At 69.4% G+C, this 25,321-nt stretch carries 22 protein-coding genes and 1 pseudogene; 19 read left to right on the plus strand and 4 right to left on the minus strand.

All coding sequences use genetic code 11. The features are described 5' to 3' along the window. Positions 1-343: pseudogene (locus tag ED92_RS36435) on the minus strand (molecular chaperone DnaK); the annotation flags it as partial. 295 nt (positions 344-638) lie between these two features. Between ED92_RS36435 and ED92_RS36440 the strand changes: the two are divergent. The 5 genes from ED92_RS36440 (at position 639) to ED92_RS36460 (ending at position 7,010) form a co-directional block, all read left to right on the plus strand. Beyond that, positions 639-1,748 (plus strand): IniB N-terminal domain-containing protein, encoded by a 1,110-nt coding sequence (locus tag ED92_RS36440; protein ID WP_037346542.1) that lies wholly within the window; start codon positions 639-641, stop codon positions 1,746-1,748. 120 nt (positions 1,749-1,868) lie between these two features. Next, on the plus strand, positions 1,869-3,635 hold the full coding sequence (locus tag ED92_RS36445) for a dynamin family protein (protein ID WP_037346543.1): 1,767 nt from the start codon (positions 1,869-1,871) through the stop codon (positions 3,633-3,635). After that, a complete protein-coding gene (locus ED92_RS36450; RefSeq protein ID WP_037346544.1) occupies positions 3,632-4,837 on the plus strand; it encodes a GTPase in 1,206 nt (401 codons plus the stop codon). Before ED92_RS36445 ends, ED92_RS36450 begins: the two co-directional genes overlap by 4 nt. Before the next feature lie 68 nt (positions 4,838-4,905). Beyond that, positions 4,906-6,471, plus strand: coding sequence for a long-chain-fatty-acid--CoA ligase (locus ED92_RS36455; RefSeq protein ID WP_037346546.1), 1,566 nt, complete (start codon positions 4,906-4,908; stop codon positions 6,469-6,471). Beyond that, positions 6,471-7,010 (plus strand): TetR/AcrR family transcriptional regulator, encoded by a 540-nt coding sequence (locus ED92_RS36460; protein ID WP_037346548.1) that lies wholly within the window; start codon positions 6,471-6,473, stop codon positions 7,008-7,010. Before ED92_RS36455 ends, ED92_RS36460 begins: the two co-directional genes overlap by 1 nt. A gap of 134 nt (positions 7,011-7,144) precedes the next feature. Here ED92_RS36460 and ED92_RS36465 read toward each other — a convergent pair whose 3' ends face one another. Continuing rightward, positions 7,145-7,546, minus strand: a complete 402-nt coding sequence (locus ED92_RS36465) for a PPOX class F420-dependent oxidoreductase (RefSeq protein WP_037346550.1) — start codon at positions 7,544-7,546, stop codon at positions 7,145-7,147. 141 nt (positions 7,547-7,687) lie between these two features. On the opposite strand from ED92_RS36465, the gene ED92_RS36470 reads away from it, so the two are divergent. From ED92_RS36470 to ED92_RS36490, 5 genes are all read left to right on the plus strand, one after another. Beyond that, entirely contained in the window at positions 7,688-8,905 is a 1,218-nt protein-coding gene (locus ED92_RS36470; protein WP_037346977.1) for a glycosyl hydrolase family 8, read from the plus strand. Between the two features lie 173 nt (positions 8,906-9,078). After that, positions 9,079-10,047, plus strand: a complete 969-nt coding sequence (locus ED92_RS36475) for an ABC transporter substrate-binding protein (protein WP_037346552.1) — start codon at positions 9,079-9,081, stop codon at positions 10,045-10,047. Next, the gene (locus ED92_RS36480; RefSeq protein WP_037346554.1) at positions 10,034-10,933 is read left to right on the plus strand and encodes an amino acid ABC transporter permease; all 900 of its coding nucleotides are present in this window, start codon (positions 10,034-10,036) and stop codon (positions 10,931-10,933) included. The genes ED92_RS36475 and ED92_RS36480 overlap by 14 nt, the downstream gene beginning before the upstream one ends. Beyond that, entirely contained in the window at positions 10,926-11,693 is a 768-nt protein-coding gene (locus tag ED92_RS36485) for an amino acid ABC transporter ATP-binding protein (RefSeq protein ID WP_037346556.1), read from the plus strand. The genes ED92_RS36480 and ED92_RS36485 overlap by 8 nt, the downstream gene beginning before the upstream one ends. Beyond that, positions 11,690-13,417: an aminotransferase class V-fold PLP-dependent enzyme gene (locus tag ED92_RS36490; protein ID WP_037346558.1), complete on the plus strand. Its 1,728-nt coding sequence runs from the start codon at positions 11,690-11,692 to the stop codon at positions 13,415-13,417. Before ED92_RS36485 ends, ED92_RS36490 begins: the two co-directional genes overlap by 4 nt. Before the next feature lie 72 nt (positions 13,418-13,489). Here the strand turns inward: ED92_RS36490 and ED92_RS36495 are convergent, their stop codons facing one another. Then, a complete protein-coding gene (locus ED92_RS36495; protein WP_037346559.1) occupies positions 13,490-14,662 on the minus strand; it encodes a macrolide family glycosyltransferase in 1,173 nt (390 codons plus the stop codon). Between the two features lie 230 nt (positions 14,663-14,892). Between ED92_RS36495 and ED92_RS36500 the strand changes: the two genes are divergently transcribed. The 7 genes from ED92_RS36500 to ED92_RS36530 all read left to right on the plus strand — a co-directional run bounded on the left by ED92_RS36500 (position 14,893) and on the right by ED92_RS36530 (position 21,796). Then, a complete protein-coding gene (locus ED92_RS36500; protein ID WP_152611098.1) occupies positions 14,893-16,461 on the plus strand; it encodes an alpha/beta hydrolase in 1,569 nt (522 codons plus the stop codon). Between the two features lie 142 nt (positions 16,462-16,603). Further along, positions 16,604-17,554: an ABC transporter ATP-binding protein gene (locus ED92_RS36505; protein WP_052121093.1), complete on the plus strand. Its 951-nt coding sequence runs from the start codon at positions 16,604-16,606 to the stop codon at positions 17,552-17,554. Then, positions 17,551-18,282 carry an ABC transporter permease gene (locus tag ED92_RS36510; protein ID WP_037346560.1) on the plus strand — a complete coding sequence of 244 codons (732 nt, stop codon included), beginning with the start codon at positions 17,551-17,553 and terminating at the stop codon, positions 18,280-18,282. The genes ED92_RS36505 and ED92_RS36510 overlap by 4 nt, the downstream gene beginning before the upstream one ends. 20 nt (positions 18,283-18,302) lie before the next feature. Then, entirely contained in the window at positions 18,303-18,932 is a 630-nt protein-coding gene (locus ED92_RS36515; RefSeq protein WP_081976015.1) for a hypothetical protein, read from the plus strand. Then, complete coding sequence (locus tag ED92_RS36520) at positions 18,929-19,252, plus strand: transcriptional regulator (protein WP_016332004.1); 324 nt, start codon at positions 18,929-18,931, stop codon at positions 19,250-19,252. Before ED92_RS36515 ends, ED92_RS36520 begins: the two co-directional genes overlap by 4 nt. Further along, the gene (locus ED92_RS36525; RefSeq protein ID WP_037346561.1) at positions 19,239-20,555 is read left to right on the plus strand and encodes a DNA polymerase IV; all 1,317 of its coding nucleotides are present in this window, start codon (positions 19,239-19,241) and stop codon (positions 20,553-20,555) included. Before ED92_RS36520 ends, ED92_RS36525 begins: the two co-directional genes overlap by 14 nt. Positions 20,556-20,668: 113 nt before the next feature. Next, positions 20,669-21,796 (plus strand): CapA family protein, encoded by a 1,128-nt coding sequence (locus ED92_RS36530; protein WP_037346562.1) that lies wholly within the window; start codon positions 20,669-20,671, stop codon positions 21,794-21,796. A 57-nt stretch (positions 21,797-21,853) separates the two neighbouring features. Here ED92_RS36530 and ED92_RS36535 read toward each other — a convergent pair whose 3' ends face one another. After that, positions 21,854-22,879 carry a family 2 encapsulin nanocompartment cargo protein polyprenyl transferase gene (locus tag ED92_RS36535; protein WP_037346564.1) on the minus strand — a complete coding sequence of 342 codons (1,026 nt, stop codon included), beginning with the start codon at positions 22,877-22,879 and terminating at the stop codon, positions 21,854-21,856. Positions 22,880-23,334: 455 nt separating this feature from the next. On the opposite strand from ED92_RS36535, the gene ED92_RS36540 reads away from it, so the two are divergent. Together ED92_RS36540 and ED92_RS36545 are read left to right on the plus strand one after the other, a co-directional pair. After that, positions 23,335-24,099, plus strand: a complete 765-nt coding sequence (locus ED92_RS36540) for a DUF4239 domain-containing protein (RefSeq protein WP_037346566.1) — start codon at positions 23,335-23,337, stop codon at positions 24,097-24,099. A 4-nt stretch (positions 24,100-24,103) separates the two neighbouring features. After that, positions 24,104-25,321 carry a hypothetical protein gene (locus ED92_RS36545; protein WP_052121094.1) on the plus strand — a complete coding sequence of 406 codons (1,218 nt, stop codon included), beginning with the start codon at positions 24,104-24,106 and terminating at the stop codon, positions 25,319-25,321.

Below are 25,321 nucleotides of genomic sequence, written 5' to 3' on the forward strand. Positions count from 1 at the left end.
TCCGCCCCGAAGCGTTGGGCCGCTTGCCCACCGCCGCGCCGACGAGGACCGGGCGGAGGGATTCGGCGGGGAACCGCTCGCCGCCGACGATCACGGGAACGTCGTCGCCGACCCGTTCGTGGAACCCGGTGAGCAGACGGGCGGGCGCGGACCGGCCCGCCTCGACCGCGGCGTCCCCGGTGAGCAGGTAGCCGTCGTCGTCGAGGAACACCGCCGACGCCGCCGCCGGGCCGCGCGCGCCGAGCCACGACGGCTCGGGCACGCTCCACCCGTCGCCGGAGTTCACGCAGGTGGCGGCGGTGGTGCGGGTCGAGGCGATATCGATGCCGAGGACGTAGGGCAACGAGCATCCTCCTTCGCTTGACCAGCCCCTAAGGACCAAATAGGGCCACTCACCTGAACGGCTTGACCCATCCGGGTGAGGGTTGGCATTAAACCCAACCGAGTGCGTCTCGGTTAAGCCCCTAACGCCCTAACGATGTCATACCGATCCCCTATTGGCTGAGTGAGTGACGACCAGGAGTGATCCCCGATGTGCCCACGGGTACCGGCTCACTAGCTTCGGTGACCTGCGCTCAGCCGTGCCCTCCGGCCGCTGGGCCCGCCCCACCGACCTAGACCCCCAGGAGAGTCCTTTCATGGGTTCCGTCCAGACCCTGCACGACTTCACGCTGAACCTGCTGAACGACACCGCGGCCCGCGCGGCGTTCGCCAACGACCCGCAGCAGGTGCTGGCCGACGCCGGCCTCGGTGACATCAACGCCGCCGACGTGCACGAGGTCGTCCCGCTGGTGCTCGACTTCGTCCCGGTCGGCACCGCCACCGACCTCACCGGAACCACCGCCGCCACCGCCGACAATCTGGCCGGCTTCGGCGGCGTCACGAACGCCGTCAACGGCACCGACGGCGAGTGCGCCGACGGCGTCCAGGGCGCGATCGACCAGCTCACCGCGCTGACCGCCGGTCTGCCGGTCGCGGTCCCCGGTGCGGGCTCCCTGTCGGGCCTGCCCGAGGCCGGTCTCCCGGCCGTGCCGGGTCTGCCGGAGCTCGGCGGCGTGCCGGAGCTGGGCGACCTGCCCGCCGTCCCGGCCGTGCCCGCCGTGGGCGACCTGCCGGTCGACGTCCCGGGCCTGTCCGGCGTCCCGGCCGTCTCCGACGTGACCGACGTGTCGAACGCCGCCGCCGGCGTGACCGCCCTCGCGCAGAACACCGTCGGCAGCTTCGGCCTGACCGACGACCTTTCGCGTGGCCTCGACGCCGCTTCCGTCGGCCAGGCCGGCGACCTCGCCAACGGCGCCGTCGACAGCGCGACCGACCTGGCCCACAGCGTCCCGGCCGTGGACACCGCCGGTCTGCCCGCCGTCGACTCGGTCCCGGCCGTCGGCGACCTGACCAGCGACCTGCCGCGCGCCGACGGTGTCGCCGGCGACGCCCCGAACTTCCTGTCCACGGTCGGCGACCTCACCAGCGTCATCGGTCAGACGACGGGCGTCGCGGACGTCACCACCAAGGTGCACGACATCGCGGGCAAGGCGCACGACATCGGCAACGGCAACGTCGCGAGCGACGTGACCGACAACGTCGCGACCGACGTCACCGACAACGTCGTGAACGATGTCGCGAACCACGCGGGCGTCAACGACGTGCACGACGTCGTCTCCGGCGTGGCCAACAACATCGGCCACGTGGGCGACATCAACCTCGGGGCCGGCGACATCGCCTCGAACAACGACATCCACATCGGCTGATCCGAACATTTTTCAGCTCTGTGCCAGGGCCCCGCGACCGTCGCAGGTCGCGGGGCCCGCACGGCATGTTGGCCCATGCCACATTGATTCCGCGCTTGGTTAAGGGAACACTGCATCCCCGTGACAGCCCCCGCCTGGCTCGACGTGCTCAACGAGACCTTGGACGCCTGTGCCGCCCACGGTCGCGCCGACCTGGCCGAACGACTCCGGCGCAGACGTGACCAACGGGCGCCGGGCACCCGGATCGCGGTGGTCGGTTTTCCCAAGCAGGGCAAGGGATACCTGCTCAATGCACTGCTGAACGCGCCGGTCTGCGCGGTCGGGGACGCGAGTACGCCCGCCGTTCCCACGGAGATCGGGTACGCCGCCGACCCCGCCGCCATCCTGGTCGGGCACGCGCGGGAGAACGTGCCGGTCGGCGACCTCGCCAAGGAACTCGAGATCCGGCCGCCCGGGTCGCTGCGCCGGGTCGAAGTCGGCCTGCCGCGCGAACTCCTCGGCACGGGCCTGGTGCTCGTGGACACCCCGGCGATCGGGGATCCCCGGTCCCCGCGCACGGCGGCCACCCTCGACGTCCTCGCCGACGCGCACGCGGTGATCCTCGTCTCCGACGCGACACAGGAACTCCAGCCCGCCGAACTCGCGCTGGCGAGGCACATCCGGACCTGGTGCCCCGCTTTGGTGCTGGCGCTGACCAAGATCGACGTGAGCCCCGACTGGCGGGAACTTGCCGCCCGCAATCGCGCCGCGCTGTCGGAGACCGGTGTCGTCGCCGACGTCTTCCCCGTGTCCGCGACGGTGCGGCAAGCCGCCGCGAAGGCCGGTGACGCGGCCCTCAACGGTCGGTCGGGCTTCCCGGAACTCCTGAACTGGGTGGGAGAACAGGCCGCCCGCCCGATCGAACGCACCCGCGCGCTCGCCGCCGCGGTGAGTGTGCGCGCGGCGGCGGTCGAACTGGTCGAGACGTTGCAGACCCGGCTGAACGCGGTCTCGCAGGACAACGGCGTCGACCAGGTCACCCTGCTGCACCAGGCACAACGGCGCACCGAGGAACTGCGGCGGCAGAACGTGCGCTGGCAGAACATGTTGTCCGACGAGATCACCGACCTGATCTCCGACGCCGAATACGATCTGCGCGAGCGGACCCGGGTGATCGTGCGGCATGTCGACCGCACCTTCGACGAAGGCGACCCGGTGCAGATCTGGCCGGAGTTCCAGACCTGGCTGGAAGAGAACCTCGCCGAGGCCGTCGAGACGAACTACAACTGGGTGTCCGACCGGTCGGAGTGGATCGCGCAAGCCGTCGCGTCGACCTTCGGGCCGCATTACGGCCACGCCCCGGAACTGCCGCTGACCGGGTCCGGAGTGGACTCGATCCCCGAGGTCGGCACGCCCAAGATCGAGCGGTTCAAGATCGGGCAGAAACTCTTCACCGGCTTGCGCGGCTCCTACGGCGGCGTGCTGATGTTCGGTCTGGTCACCAGTCTCGCCGGGCTGCCCTTGATCAACCCGGTGTCGCTCGGCGCCGGTGTCGCGTTCGCCACCAAGAGCGTGCGTGACGAAGGCGGGATGCGGTTGCAGCGCCGTCAGGCGTTGGCGAAGGCCGCGGCGCAGCGCCATGTGGACGACGTGTTCATCCGGTTCAGCAAGGAGATCAAGGACGAGGTCCGTCAGGTGCAGCGGCGCCTGCGCGACCATTTCGCCGCGCTGTCCGACCAGCTTTCGGAAGAGCTGACGCGGCAACGGGAACTGATCATCGCGGGCTCCGCCGAACGGGACCGGCGTACTCAGCGGGTCAAGAAGGAGATCGACCGGCTGGCCGTCCTGCACCGGAAGGCGGGGGCACTCGGCACCGGCGCCGCGCCGCGCCGGGAGCTGTCGGCGTGACCACGCTCGATGTCCGGGAACTGCTGAACGAGGCCGCCGCGCATTACCGGGACCGCCCGCACGCCGTGGCGATGCTGCGGGAATGCCTGGAGCGGCTGGACGAACCGCTGCGCGTCGGCTTCATCGGCACGCCGGGGACCGGGAAGTCCACTTTGGTCTCCGCGCTGGCGGAATGGCCGACGCGGGCCTTGCGCGAGATCGATCTGTTCGACACTCCGGCCTTCGCCGAACACGTCGACGCGACGGTGCGTTTGGTGCGCCATCTCGAACCCGACGAACTCGCCGGCACCCGGCCGGTGGGCGGTTCGGCGTTCGCGCGGCAGACGGCGGTGAACTCGGTGCTGGTGCTCGGCCGGGCGGACGAGGTCGGCGCGGGCCGGATCGACGCCTTGCTCACCGCGAAACAGCTGGCACGCCGGGCCTGGCGCGAAAACCCGGATTGCGCGGGATTCCAAGGAGTCATCGCGGTCGCCGGACAGCTGGGCTACGCGGGACGAGCGTTGCGGGACGACGAATTCGAGGTGCTGCGCGCGCTCGCGTCGATCTCCCGGCCGGAGCTGGAGCGGTATCTGCTGTCCGTCGATTCCTTTGTGGACGATCCGTTCCCGGTGCGGGTCTCGCCGGAGTCGCGGAAACACCTGGTGTCGCGGTTCGGACTCTACGGCGTCCGGCTGGCGATCACCCTGATCCGCACCGGCTGCGACAGCAGGCTCAAACTCTCGGCGGAACTCGTGCACCGAAGCGGTCTCGGCGACCTGAGGGACACGCTCGCCGGATGCTTCGTCGCGCGTGCCGAAGCGTTGAAGGCGCGCACGGCGGTGTTGCGCTTGGAAAGCCTTCTCGCCGCGGAACCCCTTCCGCACGGTGACCGGCTGGCCGCCCGCGTGGAACGTTTCGCCGCGGCCGCGCACGACTTCCGGGAACTGCGGCTCATCGCGGGTATCCGCGGGGGCCGGACGGCGTTGTCCGGGGAGAGCGCCGAGGAGGCCGTCCGGCTGCTCGGCGCGCAGGGACTCGCGCCCACCGAGCGGCTCGGTCTCGAACCCGACGCGGATCCGGCCGAGATCCACGCGGGTGCCGAAAGCGCCCTCGTCCGCTGGCGGCACGAGGCGGAACGCGCCGACGCCGCGCACGCCGAACGCGCCGCCGCCCGGGTGATCGTGCGCTCGGTCGAGGGACTGCTCAGCCTGTTCGTGGCTTGACGCCTGCCGGTCACCGAGTCACCATAGAGCACTCTATGGCGGCTCTGACCAGGCGAAAGGGGTCCGGCATGCCCGACGACGCGCGTCCGGATGTGCGGCTTCTCGGTGAACTTTTCGCGCACTGGGCCAAGGCGATCCCCGAGCGGGAGGCCCTCTCGTTCCCCGGGCGGCGGCTCACCTGGGCCGAACTCGACGACCGGGCGAGGCGCGTCACCGGCGCGCTCGCGGCCGCCGGAATCGGCAGAGGCGACCGGGTCGCCTTCGTCGACAAGAACACGCCCGCCTGCCTGGAGGTGACCTTCGGCGCGTCCTCTCTCGGGGCGGCGAACGCGGTCGTCAACTGGCGTCTCGCCCCTGAGGAACTGGCGTACGTCCTCGGTGACAGTGGCGCGCGGATCGTCTTCGCCGGCCCGGAATTGCTGCCCGCCGTCGAGGCGCTGCGCGATCGGCTGCCGTCGATCGAGCGCGTGATCGTCGTCGGGGGAGAAGACGACCAGTACGAGGACTTCCTGGCCGGCGCGGCCCCTGCCGAGGTCTCACCCGAGGTCGACGAAAACGACGGCGCGCTGATCATCTACACCAGTGGTACCACCGGTTTCCCCAAGGGCGCCGTCCTGACGCACCGGAACCTGCTGGCGCACAGCCGCAACGCCGGTGCCGCGTTCCCGATGGGCGACGGCGACCGCAACCTGGTCGCGATGCCGCTGTTCCACGTCGGTGGGAGTTGTTACGCGATCATCGGTTTCCACTACGGGCAGCCGACGACGATGACGCGCGAGCCCGACGGCAGGTCGTTGCTGGGCGCGCTCGCCGAAGGCGTCACGCACGCGTTCCTGGTGCCCGCCGTGGTCGCCGGCATCATGCAGGCGGGGGAGCAGGCCGTCGCCGCGTTCAAGCGGTTGAAGTACCTGGGCTACGGCGCTTCGCCGATGCCGCTCCCGTTGCTGCGCAAGGCACTCGCGGCCTGGCCGGACACCCGGTTCGTGCAGGTCTACGGCATGACCGAGCTGTCCGGGGTGGTGACGACGCTCGATCCGGACGCGCATCGCGACCCCGCCCGGCCCGAGCGGCTGGCGTCGGCGGGCACGGTGCTCCCCGAGGTGGGGATGCGCGTCGTGGACCCGGCGACCCTCGAAGACGCCGAACCGGGGACCCCCGGTGAGCTGTGGTTCCGCACCGATCAGGCGATGGCGGGCTATCTGGGCAAACCCGAGGCGACCGCCGAGACGATCGTCGACGGCTGGGTCCGCAGCGGTGACGTCGGCAGGGTCGACGACGGAGGTTTCGTCTTCATCGAAGACCGCGTGAAGGACATGATCATCACCGGTGGCGAGAACGTCTACTCGCCCGAGGTGGAGCGGGTCATCGCCGAACATCCCGCGGTCGGCGAGGTCGCCGTGATCGGGATCCCCGACGACCGCTGGGGCGAGCAGGTCAAGGCCGTCGTCGCCCCGGCTCCGGGAGAGCGCGTCGACGCCGACGAACTCGTCGAGTACTGCCGGGAACGACTGGCGCATTACAAATGCCCGCGCACGGTCGAGCTCGTGGAGGCGTTGCCGCGCAACGCGACCGGCAAGATCCTCAAACGCACGTTGCGGCGCCCGTACTGGGAGGGGCGGGAGCGCGCCGTCTGATGCCTTCCACGGTCAGCCGCGAGCAGTACTTCGACGCGGCGCTGGAGATCCTCGCGGAGTCCGGGTTCGCCGGGCTCAACGTCGGCGCGCTCGGCAGACGCCTCGGTGTCACCAGCGGATCCTTCTACCACCATTTCGGCGGCTGGCCCGGATTCGTGGGCGCCTTGCTCGACTTCTGGGCGCAGCGGCAGGTCCGGATCCTGCGGGAACTGGACTTCGGTTCCGGCGGCCCCGAGGCGGATTTCGCCGCGCTGATGAGCCTGACGCGCGGACTCCGTCATCGCGCGGAGGCGGCCATCCGCGCCTGGGCGGCGAACGACGAAACCGTTCGCGTGGCGCAGAAACGCGTCGATGACGCCCGGGTGAAGACGGTCGGGAGGGTGGTGGCCGAGCTGATCCCCGACCGGCGTCGCGCGGAGGTCGTGACCTCGCTGGGGCTGGCGATGCTGGTGGGTTATCAGCAGGTGGCGTCGGCGGGTGGGTTCACCGACCTCGGCGAGATCCTGGACGAGTACACGCGGTTGGTGCTCGCCGGTTAGCGGAGAGGAGTGCCTGATCCACCGTCGTCGTGAGTGGCGTTTCGGGTTCTAACCCGAAACGCCACTCACGACCACCGTGAGGTTCAGCGGTCGCGCGTGATCGGACGGACGACACGCACGTAGGCGGGACCCGGCTAGGCGTTGCCGAGCACCCGCGTCACCGTGATCTCGATGACCACCCGCTCAGGGTTCGGCTTGGGCTGCCGATAGCGCGCGGCGTAGCGATTCTCGGCGTCGTGCACGGACTCCGGGTCTTCGCGCAGGACCGCGCGTCCCTCCAAAGTGGACCACCGAGGCCCGTCGATCTGGCAGGCGGCGACCGGAATGCCGTTTTCGCCCGCTTCCTTGACCAGGCGTGCCTTCTTGGACGAGCGGAAGGTGATCACCCGGGCGATTCCGGCCTCGAAGTCCACCGTGACCCCGACCGCGACGACGTGCGGGGTCCCGTCCGGGCGGACGGTGGTCAGGGTGGCGAGATGCCGTTCGGTCCAGAATTCCCGGAAGGCTTCGCCGCGTTCGCTCAGGTCGATCTTCATGGGGTCAACGCTAGGCCACTGTTCACGTAGGCGTCATTTGAGGTAATAGTAAGGAAACTTTCTTAACTCTCTTGTTTTTGCCCGATCCGGATGTCACTCTCGGAACGCGCCGCCGCCACCAACGACGTTTCCGGAGGAGCCATGAGAAAGACCGTTCGGACAGTGCTGGCCGCGGCCGTGCTGACCGCCGGGCTGGTCGCCACGACCGCCCCCGCCACCGCGGCGACCACTCAGGGGACGCCTTACCTGCCGGGCGTTCTGCGTCCGTCGGCGAGCCAGTCGGCGCAGGACGCGGCGCTGGCCAAGTACTACGACTTCTGGAAGAAGAACTTCCTGACCACCAAGTGCGGCACGGGCACCTACGCGGTCAAGGCGCCGGACGCCGACCACGCCTTCGTCGCCGAGGGGCAGGGCTACGGCATGACGATCGCGGCCATGATGGGCGACAAGGACCCGCAGGCGCGCACGGTCTTCGACGGCATCCTCAAGTTCGTGAAGGCGCACCCGTCCGTCATCGACAAGGACCTGCACGCCGCCGAACAGGACCCGAACTGCAAGAGCGTCAACGGCGGCGACTCGGCGACCGACGGCGACCTCGAGATCGCCTACGGCCTGCTCATCGCCGACAAGGTCTGGGGAAGCGGGGGCTCGGTCAACTACAAGGCCGAGGCGCTGCGGATCATCAAGGCGATCAAGCGCAGCGAGGTCAACCCCGACACCAAGTTCATGCGGCTAGCGGACTGGGCCGACAGCGGCAAGTACATCAACAGCTCGCGCTCCTCGGACTGGATGCCGGGGCACCTTCGCGCGTTCGAAAAGGCCACTGGGGACTCGTTCTGGGGGCAGGTGCGGGCCCGGCAGGAGAAGGCCGTCACGCAGCTGCAGGAGAAGTACGCGCCGAAGACCGGCCTCATCCCGGACTTCGTCGTCGGCACCAACGCCACGCCGAAGCCCGCGCCGTCGGACTTCATGGAGGACCACCCGCAGCACTTCAGCTGGAACGCCTGCCGTGACCCGTGGCGCCTCGGCGTCGACGGCGTCACCGTGTCGGGCAGCCCGGCGCAGGGTCAGGTGCGGAAGATGAACACCTGGATCCAGCAGGCCACCGGTGGCGACCCCGCCAAGATCAACCAGGGTTACACGCTGTCGGGCTCCAAGATCTCGGGCGAATCCGGCGAGCACCCCTGCTTCACCGCGTCGTTCGCCATCGCGGCGATGAACGACCCGGGCAGCCAGGCATGGCTGGACAAGCTGTGGACCCGCGTCACGTCCTGGTCGCCGCAGGCCGACGACTACTACGGCACCGGCATCACCGTGCAGGTCCTGATCATCCTCTCGGGGAACTACATCGCGGTCTGATCCGGCGGTGACCACCGCTTACTGAAGTGTCATGAAAGGGCCGTTCAGGACATCTTTTGTCCTGAACGGCCCTTTCATGACATCTGACCGGACAAGATTTCAACACCCAGTTGACCTCTTCAACACCCAGTTGTAGCGTCGGCGACCACCCGAAGCCCCCGTGGAGGTCCGTCATGCCGTCGACGCCGCTCACCCTGAACCGAACCTGGCGCCTGGCCGTGCTCACCGGCCTGGCCGCGCTCGTCGCCGCGGCCTGCGGAGGCGGGCCCGACGGCGCCGGCGGCCAGGAACCCGCGGCCCCCGGCGCGCCCGCCGCGATCCCGGACACGACCGCGCTGATCGAGTCCGTCCAGAAGGACGCCGCCGTCGCCGGCACCCTGCCCGCTAAGTACACGCAGGCCGGGATGCTGCACCTGGCCTCGAACCTGCAGTCCGCGCCGAACAACTTCTACGCCGCCGACGGCAAGACCCCGATCGGCTACGAGGTCGACCTCGCCAAGGCCATCGGCAAGAAGCTGGGCGTCACCGTGCACCACCAGGACATGGCGTTCGGTTCGCTGATCACGAGCCTCCAGTCCGGCCGCGTCGACCTCACGATGGCCGCGATGAACGACACGAAGACCCGGCAAGCGCAGATCGATTTCGTCGACTACTTCTCGTCCGGCATCACGATCATGGTCCGCAAGGGCAACCCCGACCGGATCTCCGGCCCGGACACGTTGTGCGGCAAGAACGTCGCGGTGGTGCAGGGCACGAGCCACCAGAAGTTCGCCGAAGAACAGAACGGCAAATGCGCGCAAGCGGGCAAGCCCGCGTTGACCGTCACCGCGACCGATTCCGACACCCAGAACCAGAACCAGCTCCGCACCGGCCGGGTCGCCGCCATCCTCAACGACCTGCCCAGCGCGGTCTACATCTCGCGGACCGCGGGCGAGGGCAAGTTCTTCGAGGTCGTCCCCGGCGAGCCGATCAACGGCGGGCCGTACGGGATCGGCGTCAACAAGGAGAACAAGCCGCTCGCCGAGTCGATCCAGAAGGCACTGCAGTCGCTGATCGCCGACGGCGGCTACGGCAAGATCCTCCAGGCCTGGGGCGTCGAGCAGGGCGCGCTCAAGGAGGCGAAGCTCAATGGCGGAAGTTGAGCCGCTGCCGATCGTCCGGCGCAAACACTGGGGCCGGTGGGTCAGCGCCGCGATCATCCTGGCGCTGCTGATCCTGCTCGGGATCGCGCTCGGCAACGCCCAGATCCAGTGGGATTCGGTCCCCGAGTTCCTGTGGTACCGCGTGATGGCGGTCGGCCTGCTCAACACCGTGCTCCTCGCGGTGATCGCGCAGGCATCGGCGATCGTCATCGGGATCGTGATCGCGTTGATGCGCCGGTCGGCGAATCCGGTGGCGCGCTGGTTCGCGGCGGGCTACATCTGGCTGTTCCGCGGGCTTCCGGTGCTGCTACAGATCCTGATCTGGTACAACCTGGCGCTGGTCTTCGAGTTCATCTCGATCCCGCTGCCGTTCGGCGGCCACCTGCTGCACGAGCAGACCAACGTGCTGATCACCGCGTTCACCGCCGCGCTGCTCGGCTTGGCGCTCAACGAGAGCGCGTACATGGCGGAGATCGTCCGCGCCGGGCTGAACAGTGTCGACAGTGGACAGACCGAGGCGGCGAAGTCGATCGGGATGTCGCCGGGCGCGACACTGCGCCGCGTGGTGCTGCCGCAGGCGATGCGGGTGATCATCCCGCCGACCGGCAACGACTTCATCAACATGCTCAAGGGCACGTCGATGGCGTCGGTGATCGGCGTGACCGAACTGATCCACGCCGCCAACAACATCTCGTCCAACAACCTGCTGGTGATGGAGACCCTGCTGGCCGCCGCCGTCTGGTACATGGTCGTGGTGACCGTCGCCGGGGTGGGGCAGCACTATCTGGAGCGCGCCTTCGACTCCGAAGACCGGTCGCGGAGCGCGTTCTCCCGCGCCGCCAAGGCCCTGCGCACCGCGCCACTGGTGAGGAGTGAACGTGTCTGAGCCACTGCTCAAGGCCGTCGGCGTCCGCAAGAGCTACGGCCACACCGAGGTGCTGGGCGGGATCGACCTCGAAGTCCACAAAGGACAGGTCGTCTGCCTGCTCGGCCCGTCCGGCGCCGGGAAGAGCACCTTCCTGCGCTGTGTCAACCATCTGGAGACGATCGACGCCGGGCAGGTCTGGGTCGACGGCGAGCCGATCGGGTTCCGGCTGCGCGACGGCAAACTGTACGAGCTGAAGGAACGCGAGGTCGCCCGGCAGCGGCGCGACATCGGCATGGTGTTCCAGCGCTTCAACCTGTTCGGTCACCGGACGGCGCTGCAGAACGTCGTCGAGGGGCCGGTGCGCGTGCTCGGCGTCCCCCTGGAGGAGGCCCGGGAGCAGGCGCTCGACCTGCTCGACCGGGTCGGCCTCGCGCACCGCGCCGACGCGTACCCGGCGCAGCTTTCGGGCGGGCAGCAGCAGCGGGTCGCGATCGCCCGGTCGCTCGCGATGAAACCGAAGCTGATGCTGTTCGACGAGCCGACGTCGGCGCTCGACCCGGAACTCGTGGGCGAGGTGCTGGCGGTGATGGGTACGTTGGCCGCGGAGGGGATGACGATGGTCGTGGTGACGCACGAGATGGGGTTCGCGGCCGAGGCCGCGGACGAGGTGGTGTTCATGGCCGACGGCACGGTCGTCGAGACCGGTCCGCCGGGGGAGCTCCTGAGCTCGCCGAAGCACGAGCGGACCAAGCAGTTCCTGGCCAGGGTCCTCGCATGACGCGGATCTCGCCGCGGTACCTGCTGCAGTTCGGCGAGCCCGCCGGGTACCTCGACTTCGCCCGGTTCGGACCGCCGTCGCACGCCGTGCTCGACACGACGGCGAGCCTGCTGGACGCTTCGACCAAGGCCGGTCCGTCCACTGTGGACGACCTGATGCGGCAGGAGACCAGGGCCAAGGCCGCCGCGGCGCGGCTTTCCGGCAGCGACACCGACCACACGGTGCTGTTGCCGCACACCAGTCTCGGCCTGTTCCAGGCGGCGTTCAACGCGCCGGGCGGTGAGGCGCTGGTGTCGGCGGCGGAGTTCCCGGCCAACACCTACCCGTGGGCGCGTGCGGAACAGGCGGGGCGGCTGACCGTGCGGCGGCTGCCGCTGGGCAATGTCACCGCGGACGCGGTCAAGGCGGCGCTGACTTCGGAGACGTCGCTGGTGAGCGTGAGCGCGGTCGATTTCCGCACCGGGTACCGCGCCGATCTGGCGGCCATCCGCGAGGTGGCGGGGGACCGGCTCCTCGTGGTCGACGGGATCCAGGGCTTCGGCGTGACCGAGGCGCCGTGGGAGGTCGCGGACGTACTCGTCGTCGGCGGGCAGAAATGGCTGCGGGCGGGCTGGGGCACCGGCTTCGCCGTCTTGTCGGATCGCGCGCTGGAGCGGATGGAGCCGATCCTCTCCGGCTGGACCGGCGCCCGCGACCCCGGCCTGTTCGACGACGAGATCCATCCGGCCGACGACACCGCGGCCGCGTGGTCGATCTCGAACCTGAGCCCGATCACCTCGGGCGCGTTCGCGGCCGCGCTGGAACTGGTCGAGGAAGCGGGCGTCGGCGCCATCGCCGGGCGGATCGCCGAACGGGTCGGCGAACTCGAAGAAGCCGTGAAATCCGTTGGTGGCGAGGTGGTTTCCGCCGTCGAGCGACGGGCCGGGATCCTCGCCTTCACACTGGCGGGGCACGCGGCCGAACAGGTGGGTTCCGCGCTGGCGAACGCCGGGATCGCGGCGACCGTGCGGCCGGAACACGTCCGGCTGTCGCCGCACGCGTCCACTCCGGCGAGTGCGGCGGAACAGGTGCGTTCGGCGTTGGAACGGCTGAAGAAGCCGGCTCGTGTCTTCGAGGCGCCCGTTGTCGCGTCCGCGGCCTCCGGCGATCTGCTCACCGCGCTCGTCCCGGCGGTGCACGCGCTCGCCGCGATGCTGGGGCCGGGCAACGAAGTCCTGCTGCACGATCTGAGCAGGCTGCCGGATTCGATCGTCGCCATCGCGGGCGACCTCACCGGCCGGACGGTCGGCGGGCCGATGACGGATCTGCTGCTGGGGCTCGTCCGCCGGGGTACGACGCAGGATCTGACGAACTACGAGACCCACGGCCCCGACGGGCGCGCGATCCGCTCGTCGACGTTGTTCCTGCGGGACGCGGACGGGGTCGCGATCGGCTGCCTGTGCGTCAACCGGCTGTCCGACGGTGCGCCGAAGGCCAACGGGCACGAGCCCGAGACGTTCCCGCCGGACGTCGACAGCCTGCAACGGTTCCTGGTCGGGCGCGCGGTGGCCAAGGCGGGGATCCCGGTGGACCTGATGAAGAAACGCCACAAGGCGGCCGTGGTCCGGGAACTGGACGAGGCGGGGTTCTTCCTCATCAAGGATTCGGTGGACCACCTCGCCGGCGAACTCGACGTCACGCGGTACACCATCTACAACTACCTGAACGAGATCCGGGGCACCTGACGCGCGTGCCATGAAAGGTCCTTTCCTTGCAAATTTTGCAAGGAAAGGACCTTTCATGGCGTTCCTGAGGGACTACGGGAGGAAGGACTCCACGGCATCGGCGGCCCGCTCGATCCCGCCGTTCCCGCGGGTCTCGGCCCGCACCTCGGCCAGCCGCGCGGCCACCGAGGGCGAACCGGCCACCCGCTCGACGGCGGCACGCAGCGTCGATGCCGTCACCTCGTCGGCCGGAAGCTGTTCACCGACGCCGAGTTCGGCCAGTTTCGCCGCGTTGCCGAAACCGTCGGTCGCCAGCGGGATCGCGACGGTCGGCACGCCGTACCACAGCGATTCCGTGCTGCCGCCCATACCGGCGTGCGTGATGAACGCCGACGCGGACTCCAGCACCGCGAGTTGCGGCACGAACGACCGCACCTCGATGTGCTCCGGCAGCGGCCCGAGCGCGGCCGGATCGGTCTGGCCGATCGAGATGACCACGTGCCAGTCCGAGTCGCGGAACCCGTCGACGCACGCGCGGAACAGGTCGAGCTGGTCGGTGAACGCCGTGCCGAGCGACATCAGGAGGACCTTCCGGCCGCTCGACGGCGGGGTCCAGCTCCGATCGGCCAGACGTTCCGGGTCCAGTGCCGGGCCGACGAACCGCACCGACGACGGCACCCGCTCGACGTTGGGCTGCATCGCCCTCGGCAGCAGCGCGAGCACCTGCTCCGGATGGGAGATCCAGTCCCAGGCGTCGGCCTCGATGCCGTTCTCGTTCAGCCAGCGGGTGAACGTGGCGAAATAGTCCTTTCCGGACGGTGAGGTCCGGATCGCGGTGACGATCTCGCCCATGTCCTCCTCGTAGCCTTCCCAGGCGACATACGTCGGGGAAAGCTGCACCGCGGGAACGCCGTAACGCCTCGCCAGCAGCGGCCCCGGAAGCCCGCCGATGTCGTACAGCACCAGATCCGGGCGGTTGTCGTCGTAGAAGTCGGTGAGCACCGGCATCGCCTGGATGCCTTCGTCGAGGAAGACCCGCATCTGCGACGCCGGATCCTCCGGCCACGCCGACTGATCACCGAGCGGGAGGATCGAGGGGTGCGAGACGACCTCGGCCCCGGTCGGCGCGATCAACCCGGTGAGCGGCTCGCCCACGGCGTAGCTGACCCGATGCCCGCGAGCGACGAGCTCGCGGATGATCGCCAACGAGGGATAGATGTGACTCGGCGCGGTGGAGCCGATCATGGCGATGTGCTGGTTCTGCATGTGTCCTGTCCGGATCCGTGAAGTGGGGTCAGAGGGCGCGAACGCGGATGCGGCGGATCATGATCGACAGCCTAGCGAGGCCCGCGAGGCCTCCCAACCGATTAACCGGTTGCCCGGTTTGCCGCGATCGGGACCCGCCGTTGGTAGGGACCTTCGCCGGAAGGCTTCCGCAGGTCATGGACGTGGATAGGGTTTCGGGGCTTTCACCTTTGGAGGGAAAGGGAGAAACCTTGAGACGTGTTCTCATCACCGCGCTGACCGCGGCCACGCTCGCCTCGGTCGCGGTGACCGCGCCCGCCGGCGCGGCGGAGGCGGCGCAGCCCGTCGAGACGATCACCTGGGGAGCGTGCACCGACCCGACGTTGATCAACGCCGGTGCCGAATGCGGTCACCTGTCCGTTCCACTGGACTATTCGAGGCCGCGCGGCGAGAAGATCCAGCTCGCGCTCAGCCGCGTCAAGCACAAGACACCCGAGGCGCAGTACCAGGGCGTCATGCTCACGAATCCGGGCGGCCCCGGTGGTTCCGGGCTGCTGCTCGCCACCCGCGGCACGCGCGTGCCGAACCACGCGGGCGACGCCTACGACTGGGTCGGCTTCGACCCGCGCGGCGTCGGCTCCAGCAAACCCGCGCTTTCGTGCATCCCGGACTACATGGACTACAACCGGCCGAACTACGTGCCGACGACGCGGCAGCTGGAGAAGACCTGGCTGCAGCGCTCGAAGTCCTACGCCGACGCGTGCTCGGAGAAGAACAGCCGCGCGCTGCTGGAGAACATCAAGACGACCGACACGGTCAAGGACATGGACAGTATCCGCAAGGCGCTCCGCGTGGAGCAGCTGAACTTCTACGGGTACTCCTACGGCACGTATCTCGGCCAGGTCTACGGGACGCTGTTCCCGCAGCACGTCCGGCGGATGGTCCTCGATTCCACTGTGGACCCCCGCAATGTCTGGTACCAGGCGAATCTCAACCAGGACGTGGCCTTCGACGTCAACCTGAACATCTGGTTCGGCTGGGTCGCGCAGCACGACGACGTCTATCACCTCGGCAAGACGCAGGCCGCGGTGAAGCAGGTCTTCAACGAGCAGTTGAAGAAGGTGGCCGCCGTTCCGGCCGGTGGTTTCATCGGACCGGACGAACTCCTCGACGTCTTCCAGCAGGCGTCGTACTACCAGTTGCGTTGGACGCTGCTCGGTGACGCGCTCGCGAAATTCGTCAACAAGGGCGACTGGCAGACGATGAAGGGTCTGTTCGAGGCCTTCGGCGGACGCGGTGACGACAACGGGTACGCCGTGTACCTCGCCGTCCAGTGCACGGACGTGAAGTGGCCGCCGAGCTGGCAGCAGTGGAAGCGCGACAACTGGCGCACGTACGAGAAGGCGCCGTACTTCACGTGGCAGAACGCCTGGTTCAACGCGCCTTGCCTGTACTGGCCCGCGAAGCCCGCCAAGCCGGTCAAGGTCGACGGCTCGAAGGTGCCGAGTGTGCTGATGATCGGCGAGACGCTCGACGCGGCGACGCCGTACGAGGGCAGCCTCGAGGTGCGTAGCCGGTTCCCCGGCGCTCGCCTGATCGGTGAGCCGGGCGGCACGAGCCACGCCATCACCCCGCGCGGAAACGCTTGCGTCGACAACCGGATCGCCGACTACCTGGCGACCGGGGCACTGCCCGACCGCAAGCCGGGACGCACCGCCGACGTCGAGTGCGCGCCGTTGCCGCTCCCGGTGCCGCCTCCGGCACCCGCCGCGGCTACGGCTTCGGCCCCCGACGCGGCGCTCTCCCGGGTGCCCGCCTAAGGAATGCGCGTGAAGGCCCCCTTCCCTCGGCTCAGCCGAGGGAAGGGGGCCTTCACGCGCTACGGGGTTTCCGAGGCAGGGGACTTTGTGTTACAAAGTGCGAATGAGCTTTGTAGTTCAGAGTGCTCGAAGGGGGAGAGTCATGGCGGACGCGTTCAGCCTCGAAGGGCTGGTCAAGCGCTTCGGTGACGTCCTGGCCGTCGAAGACGTCAGCATGCGGGTCGCGCCAGGGGAGGTGGTGGCGCTGCTCGGGCCGAACGGCGCGGGCAAATCGACCACCATCGACATGCTGCTGGGGCTGAGCAGGCCGGACGACGGCCGGGTCCGGGTCGCCGGGCTCAGCGCGGCCGAGGCGATGGACCGGGGGATGGTCGGCGCGATGGCGCAGAACGGGACGCTGCTGCGGGACGCCACGGTCGCCGAACTCGTCGGCCTGTTCGCGTCGCTGCACCGGAATCCGCTGCCGGTCCGCGAGGTGCTCAAGCGGGCGGGTGTCACCGAGTACGCGAACCGCCGCTGCGGCAAGCTTTCCGGCGGCGAGCAGCAGCGGGTCCGGTTCGCGCTCGCGCTGGTCGGCGATCCGGATCTGCTGGTGCTCGACGAACCCACCGCGGCCATGGACGTCGACGGGCGGCGCCGGTTCTGGGCGTCGATGCGCGAGTACACCGAGACGGGCCGCACCGTCCTCTTCGCGACGCATTACCTCGCCGAGGCCGAGGATTACGCGGACCGCGTGGTGCTCATGCGGCACGGCCGGGTCGTCGCGGACGGTCCCGTCGGCGAGGTGCGGGCCGCGGTCGCCGGGCGGGTGCTGCGCGCCGTCGTCCCGGACGCCACCCAAGCCGCGCTCGCCGCGCTGCCCGGGGTCTCGCGAGCCGTGCTGCGCGCCGGGCACGCGGAACTGAACTGTGCCGACTCCGACGCCGCCATCCGCGGCCTGCTGCGCGAGTTCCCGCTCGCCGCGAACATCGAAATCACCGCTGTGGGACTGGAAGAAGCCTTCATCGCGCTGACCACGGACGCGCCTGAAGGGCAGAACACAGACGCGCCTGAACGGCGAAACACAGCTGGGGCCGAAGGAGCCTTGCGATGAACCCCGCCTACCTCGCGCTGGAGATCAAGCGCATCGTCCGCAGCCCGCAGTTCGCGTTGTTCACCATCGGCATGCCGCTGGCGATGTTCCTGTTGTTCGGCGGGATCTTCGGTGCCCGCGAGATCGCTCCTGGCATCTCGACCGCGACGGTGACCATGGTGAACATGGCCGCGTACGGCGCCATGACCGCCGCGCTGTTCACCGGCACCCGCGTCGCCACCGAGCGCACCGACGGCTGGCAGCGCACCCTGCGGCTGACGCCGTTGCGCGCGTCCGGCTACCTGATGGTCAAGGTGGCGGCCGGACTGTTCGTCGCCTTGCCCGTCCTGCTGGTGATCTTCGCAGCCGGGATGATCCGCGGCATCCGGCTCGAAACCGGCCAGTGGTTCACGATCTTCGGCACGCTGTGGCTCGGGACGCTGCCGTTCGCCGTACTGGGCCTCATGATCGGCCTGTTCGGCAAGGGCGACACCGTCCAGGCCGTGACCGGCGCGCTGATGCTGCCGCTGGGCATGTTCGGCGGGTTGTGGATCCCGCTGCAGGTGCTGCCCGGCTGGATGAACACCGCGGGGCACCTCATGCCGACGTACTGGCTCGGCGAGATCGGCCGCGCTCCGGTGCTCGGCGGCTCGGGCATGGTGACCGCCGTCGGAGTGCTCGCGGCGTGGCTGGTGGTGCCCGCGCTCGTGGTGATGGCGAGGTTCCGGCTCGACACGGCGAGGCTGTGAACCCGTGTTAGTTTTCCCAAGTGGTGGAGGATGAACGGGACGGCGACGAGCGGCCGATGACGCCCGAGGAGTCGCTCGCGCTCATCGCCACGCAGTCGGAGCGGACCCGGCGCGAGATCGGGCCGAATCCGGCCGTGCTGCTCGCCGTCTGGGGTCTGGTGTGGCTGTTCGGTTTCGGGCTGATCTACGTCTCCACTCCGCCGACGGCGCTGATGCCGCTGTGGGTCGCCGCCGTGCTCACCGTCGTCGGTTTCGCCGGGGCCATGACGTACTCGGCGATCTACGGCATCCGCGCGGGCCGCGGCGTACACGGCCCGTCCCGGCTCGTCGGGGCGATGTACGGGTGGAGCTGGATGATCGCGTTCGGCGGGCTGACGGTGGTGAACACCGCGCTGATCCGTCTGGGCATCGACGCCGACCTGATCCCGTTGCTCTGGTCCGGGACCGCGCTCATGCTGACCGGCCTGATGTACCTCGCCGGCGGAATGCTGTGGCAGAGCAAACTGCAGTACGGCCTCGGCGTGTGGATCATCGCGTGCGGCGCGGCGAGTGTGCTGGCCGGGGGACCGTACAACTTCCTCGTGCTGAGCGTCGCGGGCGGCGGTGGCTTCCTGGTGGCGTCCCTGGTCTTCCTGGTGCGGGCGCGATGAGTGAGGACGGGCTGCCCCAGCTGGATCCGGTGATCCACGCGCAGGCGCGGCTGCGGGTCACCGTGGCCCTGTCGAGCCTGGGGCCGGGGGACAGCATCACCTTCCCGCGGTTGCAGCAACTGCTGGACATGACGCCGGGCAACCTGTCGACGCATCTGCGCAAACTCGAGGACGCCGGCTACGTCGGGATCACCAAGGCCTTCGAACATCGCACGCCGGTGACACTGGTCGAGCTGACCACGCGTGGCCGGGCCGCGTTCGAGGAGTACACGAAGGCCCTGCACCGTCTTCTCGAGGTGCCGGGCGATGGGCGGGCATGACCGGTGGGTCATCCACCTCGACATGGACGCGTTCTACGCCTCCTGTGAACAGCTGACCCGGCCGACCCTGGCGCACCGCCCGGTCCTGGTCGGCGGCGCGGGCCCGCGCGGCGTGGTCGCCGGGGCGAGTTATCAGGCGCGCGAACACGGGATCAAATCGGCGATGCCGATGTCGCAGGCGCGGCGGCTGCTGCCGCCCAACGGGGTCATCCTGCCGCCGCGGTTCAAACTGTACGAATTGCTGAGCACCCGGGTGTTCGACCTCGTCGCCACGTACGCGCCCGTGCTGGAACGGATCTCCCTCGACGAGGCCTTCGCGGAACCGCCGTCACTGGCCGGGGCTTCGTCGGAGGATGTGCGGGAGTTCGGTGCGCGCCTGCGGGAGCACATCCGCTCCGACATCGGCCTGGTCGCGTCGATCGGGGCGGCGTCGGGGAAACAGGTCGCGAAGGTCGCTTCGGATCTGGCGAAACCGGACGGGCTGCTCGTCGTCGACCAGGGCACCGAACGCGATTTCCTCGCGCCGCTGCCGACCAGGGTGCTGTGGGGGATCGGCCCGGTGGCGGAGGGGAAACTGCGCGCGATCGGCGTCCGGACACTGGGGCAGCTGACCGAGCTCTCCGACGCCGACGCGGTGTCCACTTTGGGCAGTGTGGTCGGGCGGGACCTGCGGCGGCTGGCGACCGGCGTCGACGACCGGCCGGTGTCCGACCGCGCGGAGCTCAAGCAGGTCAGCGCGGAAACGACGTTCGACCGCGACCTGATCGACCTGCCGAGCCTGCGGCGCGAGGTCCGCGACCTCGCCGTGCACGCGCACCGGCGGCTGGTCAACGCAGGCCGGGTCGCGCGGACGGTCGTGGTGAAACTGCGGCACACCGATTTCAGCACGGTGACGCGTTCGGAGACGATGGCCTCGCCCACTGACGAATTCGACCAGCTCGCCGCGATGGCGGAACGGCTGCTGATCGACCCGACCGAATTCGGCGGGGTGCGGCTGGCCGGTGTCGCGTTGTCCGGGCTGTCGGTGCCGCATCAGGATCCGCTGTTCACGCTTTCCGTTCCGGCGCCGGACGTGCCGGTGGTCGAACGGGCGCCCGCGCCGGTGGCCGTGGTCTCGTCGAGCTGGCGGCCCGGCGACGACGTCGTCCACGACGAGTTCGGCACCGGCTGGGTGCAGGGCGCCGGGCACGGCCGGGTGACCGTCCGGTTCGAGACGCGGTCCAGCGGGCCGGGGGTCGCGCGGACCTTCACCCAGGAGGATCCGGCGCTGCGGCGGGGAGAACCCGGCGACTGCCTGGCCTGAACGCCGAACTCGCGTGATTGAAGGCGGAACTCGCGTGCTTGGAGGCCGATCTCGTCGGGGCGGCGGGCCGGTAAGGCAGGATGGAGGGGACTGTCACCCGATTGAGGGAATCGATGTTCAGCTCCCGCGTCCGCCAGACCACCGCCCTCCTCGGCGCCGCCGTCCTGCTCGCCGCGTGCAGCGGCACCCCTGAGCAGCAGCCGCCGCCCGCCGCCTCCGAGGCTCCGCAGGCGAGCCAGGCGCCGGACGGGTCGTTCACCGTGGTCGCCACCGGCGACGTGCTGATCCACCCCGCGCTGACCGAGCAGGCGAAGGAGGACGGCGGCGGCAAGATCGACTACCGGCCGCTGCTGGCCGGGATCAAACCGCTGATCTCCGGGGCCGACCTCGGCATCTGTCACCTCGAGACCCCGCTCGCGCCGAAGGGCGGGCCGTACAGCGGCTACCCGTCGTTCAATGCGCCGCCGGAGATCGTCGACGCGCTCAAGGACGCCGGGTACGACAACTGCTCGACCGCGTCGAACCACACGATCGACCAGGGCGTGGACGGCGCGACCCGCACGCTCGACAAACTCGACGAGGCGGGGATCAAGCACACCGGTTCGGCGCGTTCGGCCGAAGAGGCGAAGAAGCCGCTGATCGTCGACGTCAACGGTGTCAAGGTCGCCCAGATCTCCTTCGCCTACGGGTTCAACGGGATCAAGGTGCCCGCGGGCAAACCCTGGCTGGTCAACCAGATCGACGCCGAGGCCGTGATCGCCCAGGCCAAGGCCGCGCGGAAGGCGGGCGCCCAGGTCGTCCTCGCGAGCCTGCACTGGGGCACCGAATACCAGCACGATCCGACCGCCGAACAGCGCACGCTGGCGAAGAAACTCCTCGGCGACGACTCGATCGACCTGATCATCGGCCACCACGCGCACGTCGTGCAGCCCTTCGAGCAGATCAACGGCAAGTGGGTCGCCTACGGCCTCGGCAACAGCGTCGCCCGCCATTCGGAACCGAAGGGCTCGACCGAACAGGGCGCCGCGGCGCGGTTCCGGTTCGTGCGGGACGGCGACCGCTGGAAGGTCGGCAAGGCCGAATACGTTCCGACGCTGGTCCAGCTCGGCCCGCCGATCCGGTTGCTCGACCTGACCGCGGGACCGGCCGGGAACGCCGGCGCGGAAGCGCTCAAGGCGACCGACGAGGTCGTCCTCAGTCGCGGTGCCGGTGACCAGGGCTTGACCCGGCCCGGCCGCTGACCTGAGGGGACAGGGGTGGGCTCTTCCCCGCCCACCCCTGCCTTACCGCGCCCGGCTTCAATACCGTCGCCGCACCACCAGTTTCGCGAGGGCCGCGAGCTCGGCGCCTGGGCGGGGCACCGGGTTCGCGACGGCGAGATGGTGCAGCGCGCCGGTCAGGAGCGCGTCGGCCTGCTCCTGGCTCCACGTCCGGCCGCCCGCCCGTTCCACCAGCTCCGCCGCGTGGGGCAACTCCGCGGCGTCGAGGTTTTCCTTGCGGTACAAGGCATCCAGTTCTCGCCCGGCGTCCGTCCCCGAGTGGAGCGCGGCCACCACCGGCAAGGACTTCTTCCGGTTGGAGAGATCCGAGTGGACCGGTTTCCCGGTCACCGCCGGATCGCCCCAGATCCCGAGGAGATCGTCGATGTGCTGGAACGCCAGCCCGAGTGCCCTCCCGTACTCGGTCAGCCGGTCGACCTGATCCTGCCTCCCTTCTCCGGCCAGCGCTCCGAGCGTGCACGACGCCCCGAGCAACGCGCCGGTCTTCCCCTCGGCCATGCGAACGCATTCGGCGGTGTCGACGTCACCGCGTTCCTCGAACTTCAGATCGGCGCTCTGCCCTTCCAGCAGGTCGATCACGGCGGTGCTGAGCACCCGCAGCGCGGTCTGCCCGAACGGCGCCAGTATCTCGAAGGCACGGCACAGCAAGGCGTCCCCGGCGAGGATCGCCGCGCCGGTGCCGAAAACGGTCCAGGCGGTCGGGCGGTGCCGCCGCGTGGTGTCGGAGTCCATCACGTCGTCGTGCAACAGGGAGAAGTTGTGCACCATCTCCACCGCGACGCCCACCGGGACGGCGGTCTCGGCGTCCCCGCCGACCGCTTGCGCCGACAACAACGCCAGCGCGGGCCGCAGCGCCTTCCCGCTGTCCGAAGTGGACGGACGACCGTGTTCGTCCCACCAGCCGAAGTGGTAACCGGCGATGAGCCGCATCGACTCGGGCAGTCCGTCGACGGCTTCACGCAAAGCCGGGTCGAGGAGATTCCGGCTCCAGGTCAGTACCTCGCCGGCGGGCCGGGCGCCGGTATGGGTCTCGATGGTCGTCAACGGACTCCCTTTCAGTCGACCCGGTGAACCGCGATTTTTCGCAATTCGCGGATACCCATTCGAGTGGGGTGGGCGCAAAGTCAACATAGCAAGGCGTAATGCCCGGTCAAACAGCTCGATCGGGTCTACGGAGAGGTTCACCTGTTTGCCGGATTGGGCCGGACGCGCGTTCTGCTGCGGCTGATCGGGTGCCGTCACTACGCGAAATGCCCGTATGTTGCGAGGCTGGTGACGTCTCGTGGTGGCCGCTCACCCGGTCGTGAAGCGGGGTTCTCCGACCGGTGACGGGCCTTTCCGGCGCGTGTCGGAAATGGTTTCGAGTCGTGGGAAATTGGGCCGAGCCGGTGATGATCGACTTCTCTCCGTCCGCCGCTGGTATGAATTGATTCAACCGGTCTTTTCCGTTCGTCGAAGGGTGAACTAGTTTCAGCAGTCTCCCGCCTGGAAGGACTCGAATGGGTATTTACCTGACCGGCATCGCCTGGGTCGTCGGCGCGGCGGCCCTCGCGGGACTCGTCGGCTACCTCGTCCGCAAGTTCGGCTGGGACGAAGGACGGCCTGACAACAACGACGCCGCCGGCCAGGTGTTCACCATCGTCGGCGGGCTGCACGCCGTCCTGGTCGCGTTCATCCTGATCTCCCTCTTCGATTCCGCGAGCGCGGCGCGCGAAGGCTCCTACCACGAGGCGGACAGCCTGGTCGCCGCCGTCTGGGCCGCCGATTCGCTGGGGGCCGAGGTCAAGGACGAGGTGCGGAAGCTGAGCACCGAGTACATCACCACGGTCGAGCAGAAGGAATGGCCGCTGATGGCCGGAGGGCAGACGACCCTCCCGGACGCCGGCTGGACGCAGCTCGACCGGTTGCGCAAGGCCGTGGACAAGGCCCCGACGGACGACGACTGGCTCCGCGAGCGCAAGACCGAGGCGAACACGCAGCTCTGGCAGGTCTACGAGGCCCGGCAGGAGCGGCTCAACGCGGTCGTGGGCGGCCGGGTCGGCGGTGTCGTGTGGTTCGCGCTCATCCTCGGCAGCCTCATCTCGGCACTGCTGCCCAACCTGTTCGGCGGTACCCGGCTGGCCGCGCATCTGGTGATCGTGTCCACCCTGGCCGGCACGGTCACGTTGCTGCTGTTCGCGATCTACCAGCTGCAGAACCCGTTCGGCGGTGGGGTGCGGATCCCGCCGGACGCGTTCACCGCCGCGCTGGCGAGGATCTCTTGAGCCGGTGAGCACTGTGGACGGGGTGACCCGCGCGGCGGCGACGGTGGCCGTCGCCGGGCTGGTGGGGGCGTCGGCGCTCCTGGCGCCGATGGCCGCGCGAGCCGCCGAATCGTGCCTGGTGGTGCAGGCGGAGACCGGGTCGTACGGCAAGTCGAAACTGCGCTGGCTCGATGTCGGCTCCGGCACGACGTCACGGGTGACCGAGCCGGGCTACCGGCTCAACGCGCTCGGCTATTCCGCGACGCGTGATCTGGTCTTCGGTGTCGCCGAAGGACTCAGCCGGGGCGCGCACGCGGTGACGATCGACCGGGCGGGGAAGACCCGGGACCTCGGCCCGATCACCCGCGCCGGGAACCGGCTGCCGCTGTGGAGCCCTGTCGCCGGGGTGACCGCCGGCGCGATCGGCGGGGATTCCTGGTACCTGCTCAGGAACGGCACACTGTACACAGTGGACTTGACGCCGGGGGAGCGGTTCCTGCGGGTGATCAAGACGGTGTTCCTGCGGCCGATCACGCTCGCCCACGACGTCAACGATTTCGCCTACCACAACGGTTTGCTGTACGGAGTTTCCACCACCTGGCGCGGAAAAGGCGCCGTGATCACCATCGATCCGGAGACCGGCAAGGTCCGTGAAGCCGAAGACGCGCGTTTCCCGCCCGCCGACGTCTACGGCTCGGTGGTGCTCGGCCGCGACGGTGCCCTGTACGCCACGGCGAACCGGATCGGCGGGCGCAGTGTGCTCTACCGGCTGGACCGGAGCGGGCAGGTGACCGTGGTGCTTTCGGGGCCGCCGCTGGCGGGTTCGGACGCCGCGGGCTGTCTCACCGCGCCGGAACCTGAGCCGCCCAAGCCTGAGCCGCCGAAGCCGGAACCGCCCAAACCGACGCCCACACCCACGCCTACTTCTACGCCGCCGTCGCCCAGTCCGTCACCGTCTCCCTCACCGAGCCCGAGCCCGACTCCGAGTCCGTCGCAGACGCCTTCGCCTTCGCCTTCGCCGTCGTCGAGTCCGGCGCCCACGTCCGCTCCCCAGGTGATGCCGCAGCCGCCCGTTTCCCCGCCGAGGCCGTCTCGTTCGGCGGCGCCCAGGGAGCGGAAGGAGGTGGCGGCGGAGGTCGACGCGCACGCCCGCACGAAGGAGAAACGACGGTGGGGCTTGACCGCATTGGTCCTGATCCTCGGCGGTGGCGCGGCGGCCGGTGCCGTCCGGCGGGCGCGGTGA

The organism is Amycolatopsis sp. MJM2582, assembly GCF_000754115.1.
Taxonomy (GTDB): domain Bacteria; phylum Actinomycetota; class Actinomycetes; order Mycobacteriales; family Pseudonocardiaceae; genus Amycolatopsis; species Amycolatopsis japonica.

Bases quoted from the DNA above. Each gene is read 5' to 3' on its own strand.
- ED92_RS36440 (WP_037346542.1), top strand. From the start codon at position 639: ATGGGTTCCGTCCAGACCCTGCACGACTTCACGCTGAACCTGCTGAAC.
- ED92_RS36455 (WP_037346546.1), top strand. From the start codon at position 4,906: ATGCCCGACGACGCGCGTCCGGATGTGCGGCTTCTCGGTGAACTTTTC.
- ED92_RS36460 (WP_037346548.1), top strand. From the start codon at position 6,471: ATGCCTTCCACGGTCAGCCGCGAGCAGTACTTCGACGCGGCGCTGGAG.
- ED92_RS36465 (WP_037346550.1), bottom strand. From the start codon at position 7,546: ATGAAGATCGACCTGAGCGAACGCGGCGAAGCCTTCCGGGAATTCTGG.
- ED92_RS36470 (WP_037346977.1), top strand. From the start codon at position 7,688: ATGAGAAAGACCGTTCGGACAGTGCTGGCCGCGGCCGTGCTGACCGCC.
- ED92_RS36475 (WP_037346552.1), top strand. From the start codon at position 9,079: ATGCCGTCGACGCCGCTCACCCTGAACCGAACCTGGCGCCTGGCCGTG.
- ED92_RS36480 (WP_037346554.1), top strand. From the start codon at position 10,034: ATGGCGGAAGTTGAGCCGCTGCCGATCGTCCGGCGCAAACACTGGGGC.
- ED92_RS36490 (WP_037346558.1), top strand. From the start codon at position 11,690: ATGACGCGGATCTCGCCGCGGTACCTGCTGCAGTTCGGCGAGCCCGCC.
- ED92_RS36495 (WP_037346559.1), bottom strand. From the start codon at position 14,662: ATGCAGAACCAGCACATCGCCATGATCGGCTCCACCGCGCCGAGTCAC.
- ED92_RS36505 (WP_052121093.1), top strand. From the start codon at position 16,604: ATGGCGGACGCGTTCAGCCTCGAAGGGCTGGTCAAGCGCTTCGGTGAC.
- ED92_RS36510 (WP_037346560.1), top strand. From the start codon at position 17,551: ATGAACCCCGCCTACCTCGCGCTGGAGATCAAGCGCATCGTCCGCAGC.
- ED92_RS36520 (WP_016332004.1), top strand. From the start codon at position 18,929: ATGAGTGAGGACGGGCTGCCCCAGCTGGATCCGGTGATCCACGCGCAG.
- ED92_RS36525 (WP_037346561.1), top strand. From the start codon at position 19,239: ATGGGCGGGCATGACCGGTGGGTCATCCACCTCGACATGGACGCGTTC.
- ED92_RS36530 (WP_037346562.1), top strand. From the start codon at position 20,669: ATGTTCAGCTCCCGCGTCCGCCAGACCACCGCCCTCCTCGGCGCCGCC.
- ED92_RS36540 (WP_037346566.1), top strand. From the start codon at position 23,335: ATGGGTATTTACCTGACCGGCATCGCCTGGGTCGTCGGCGCGGCGGCC.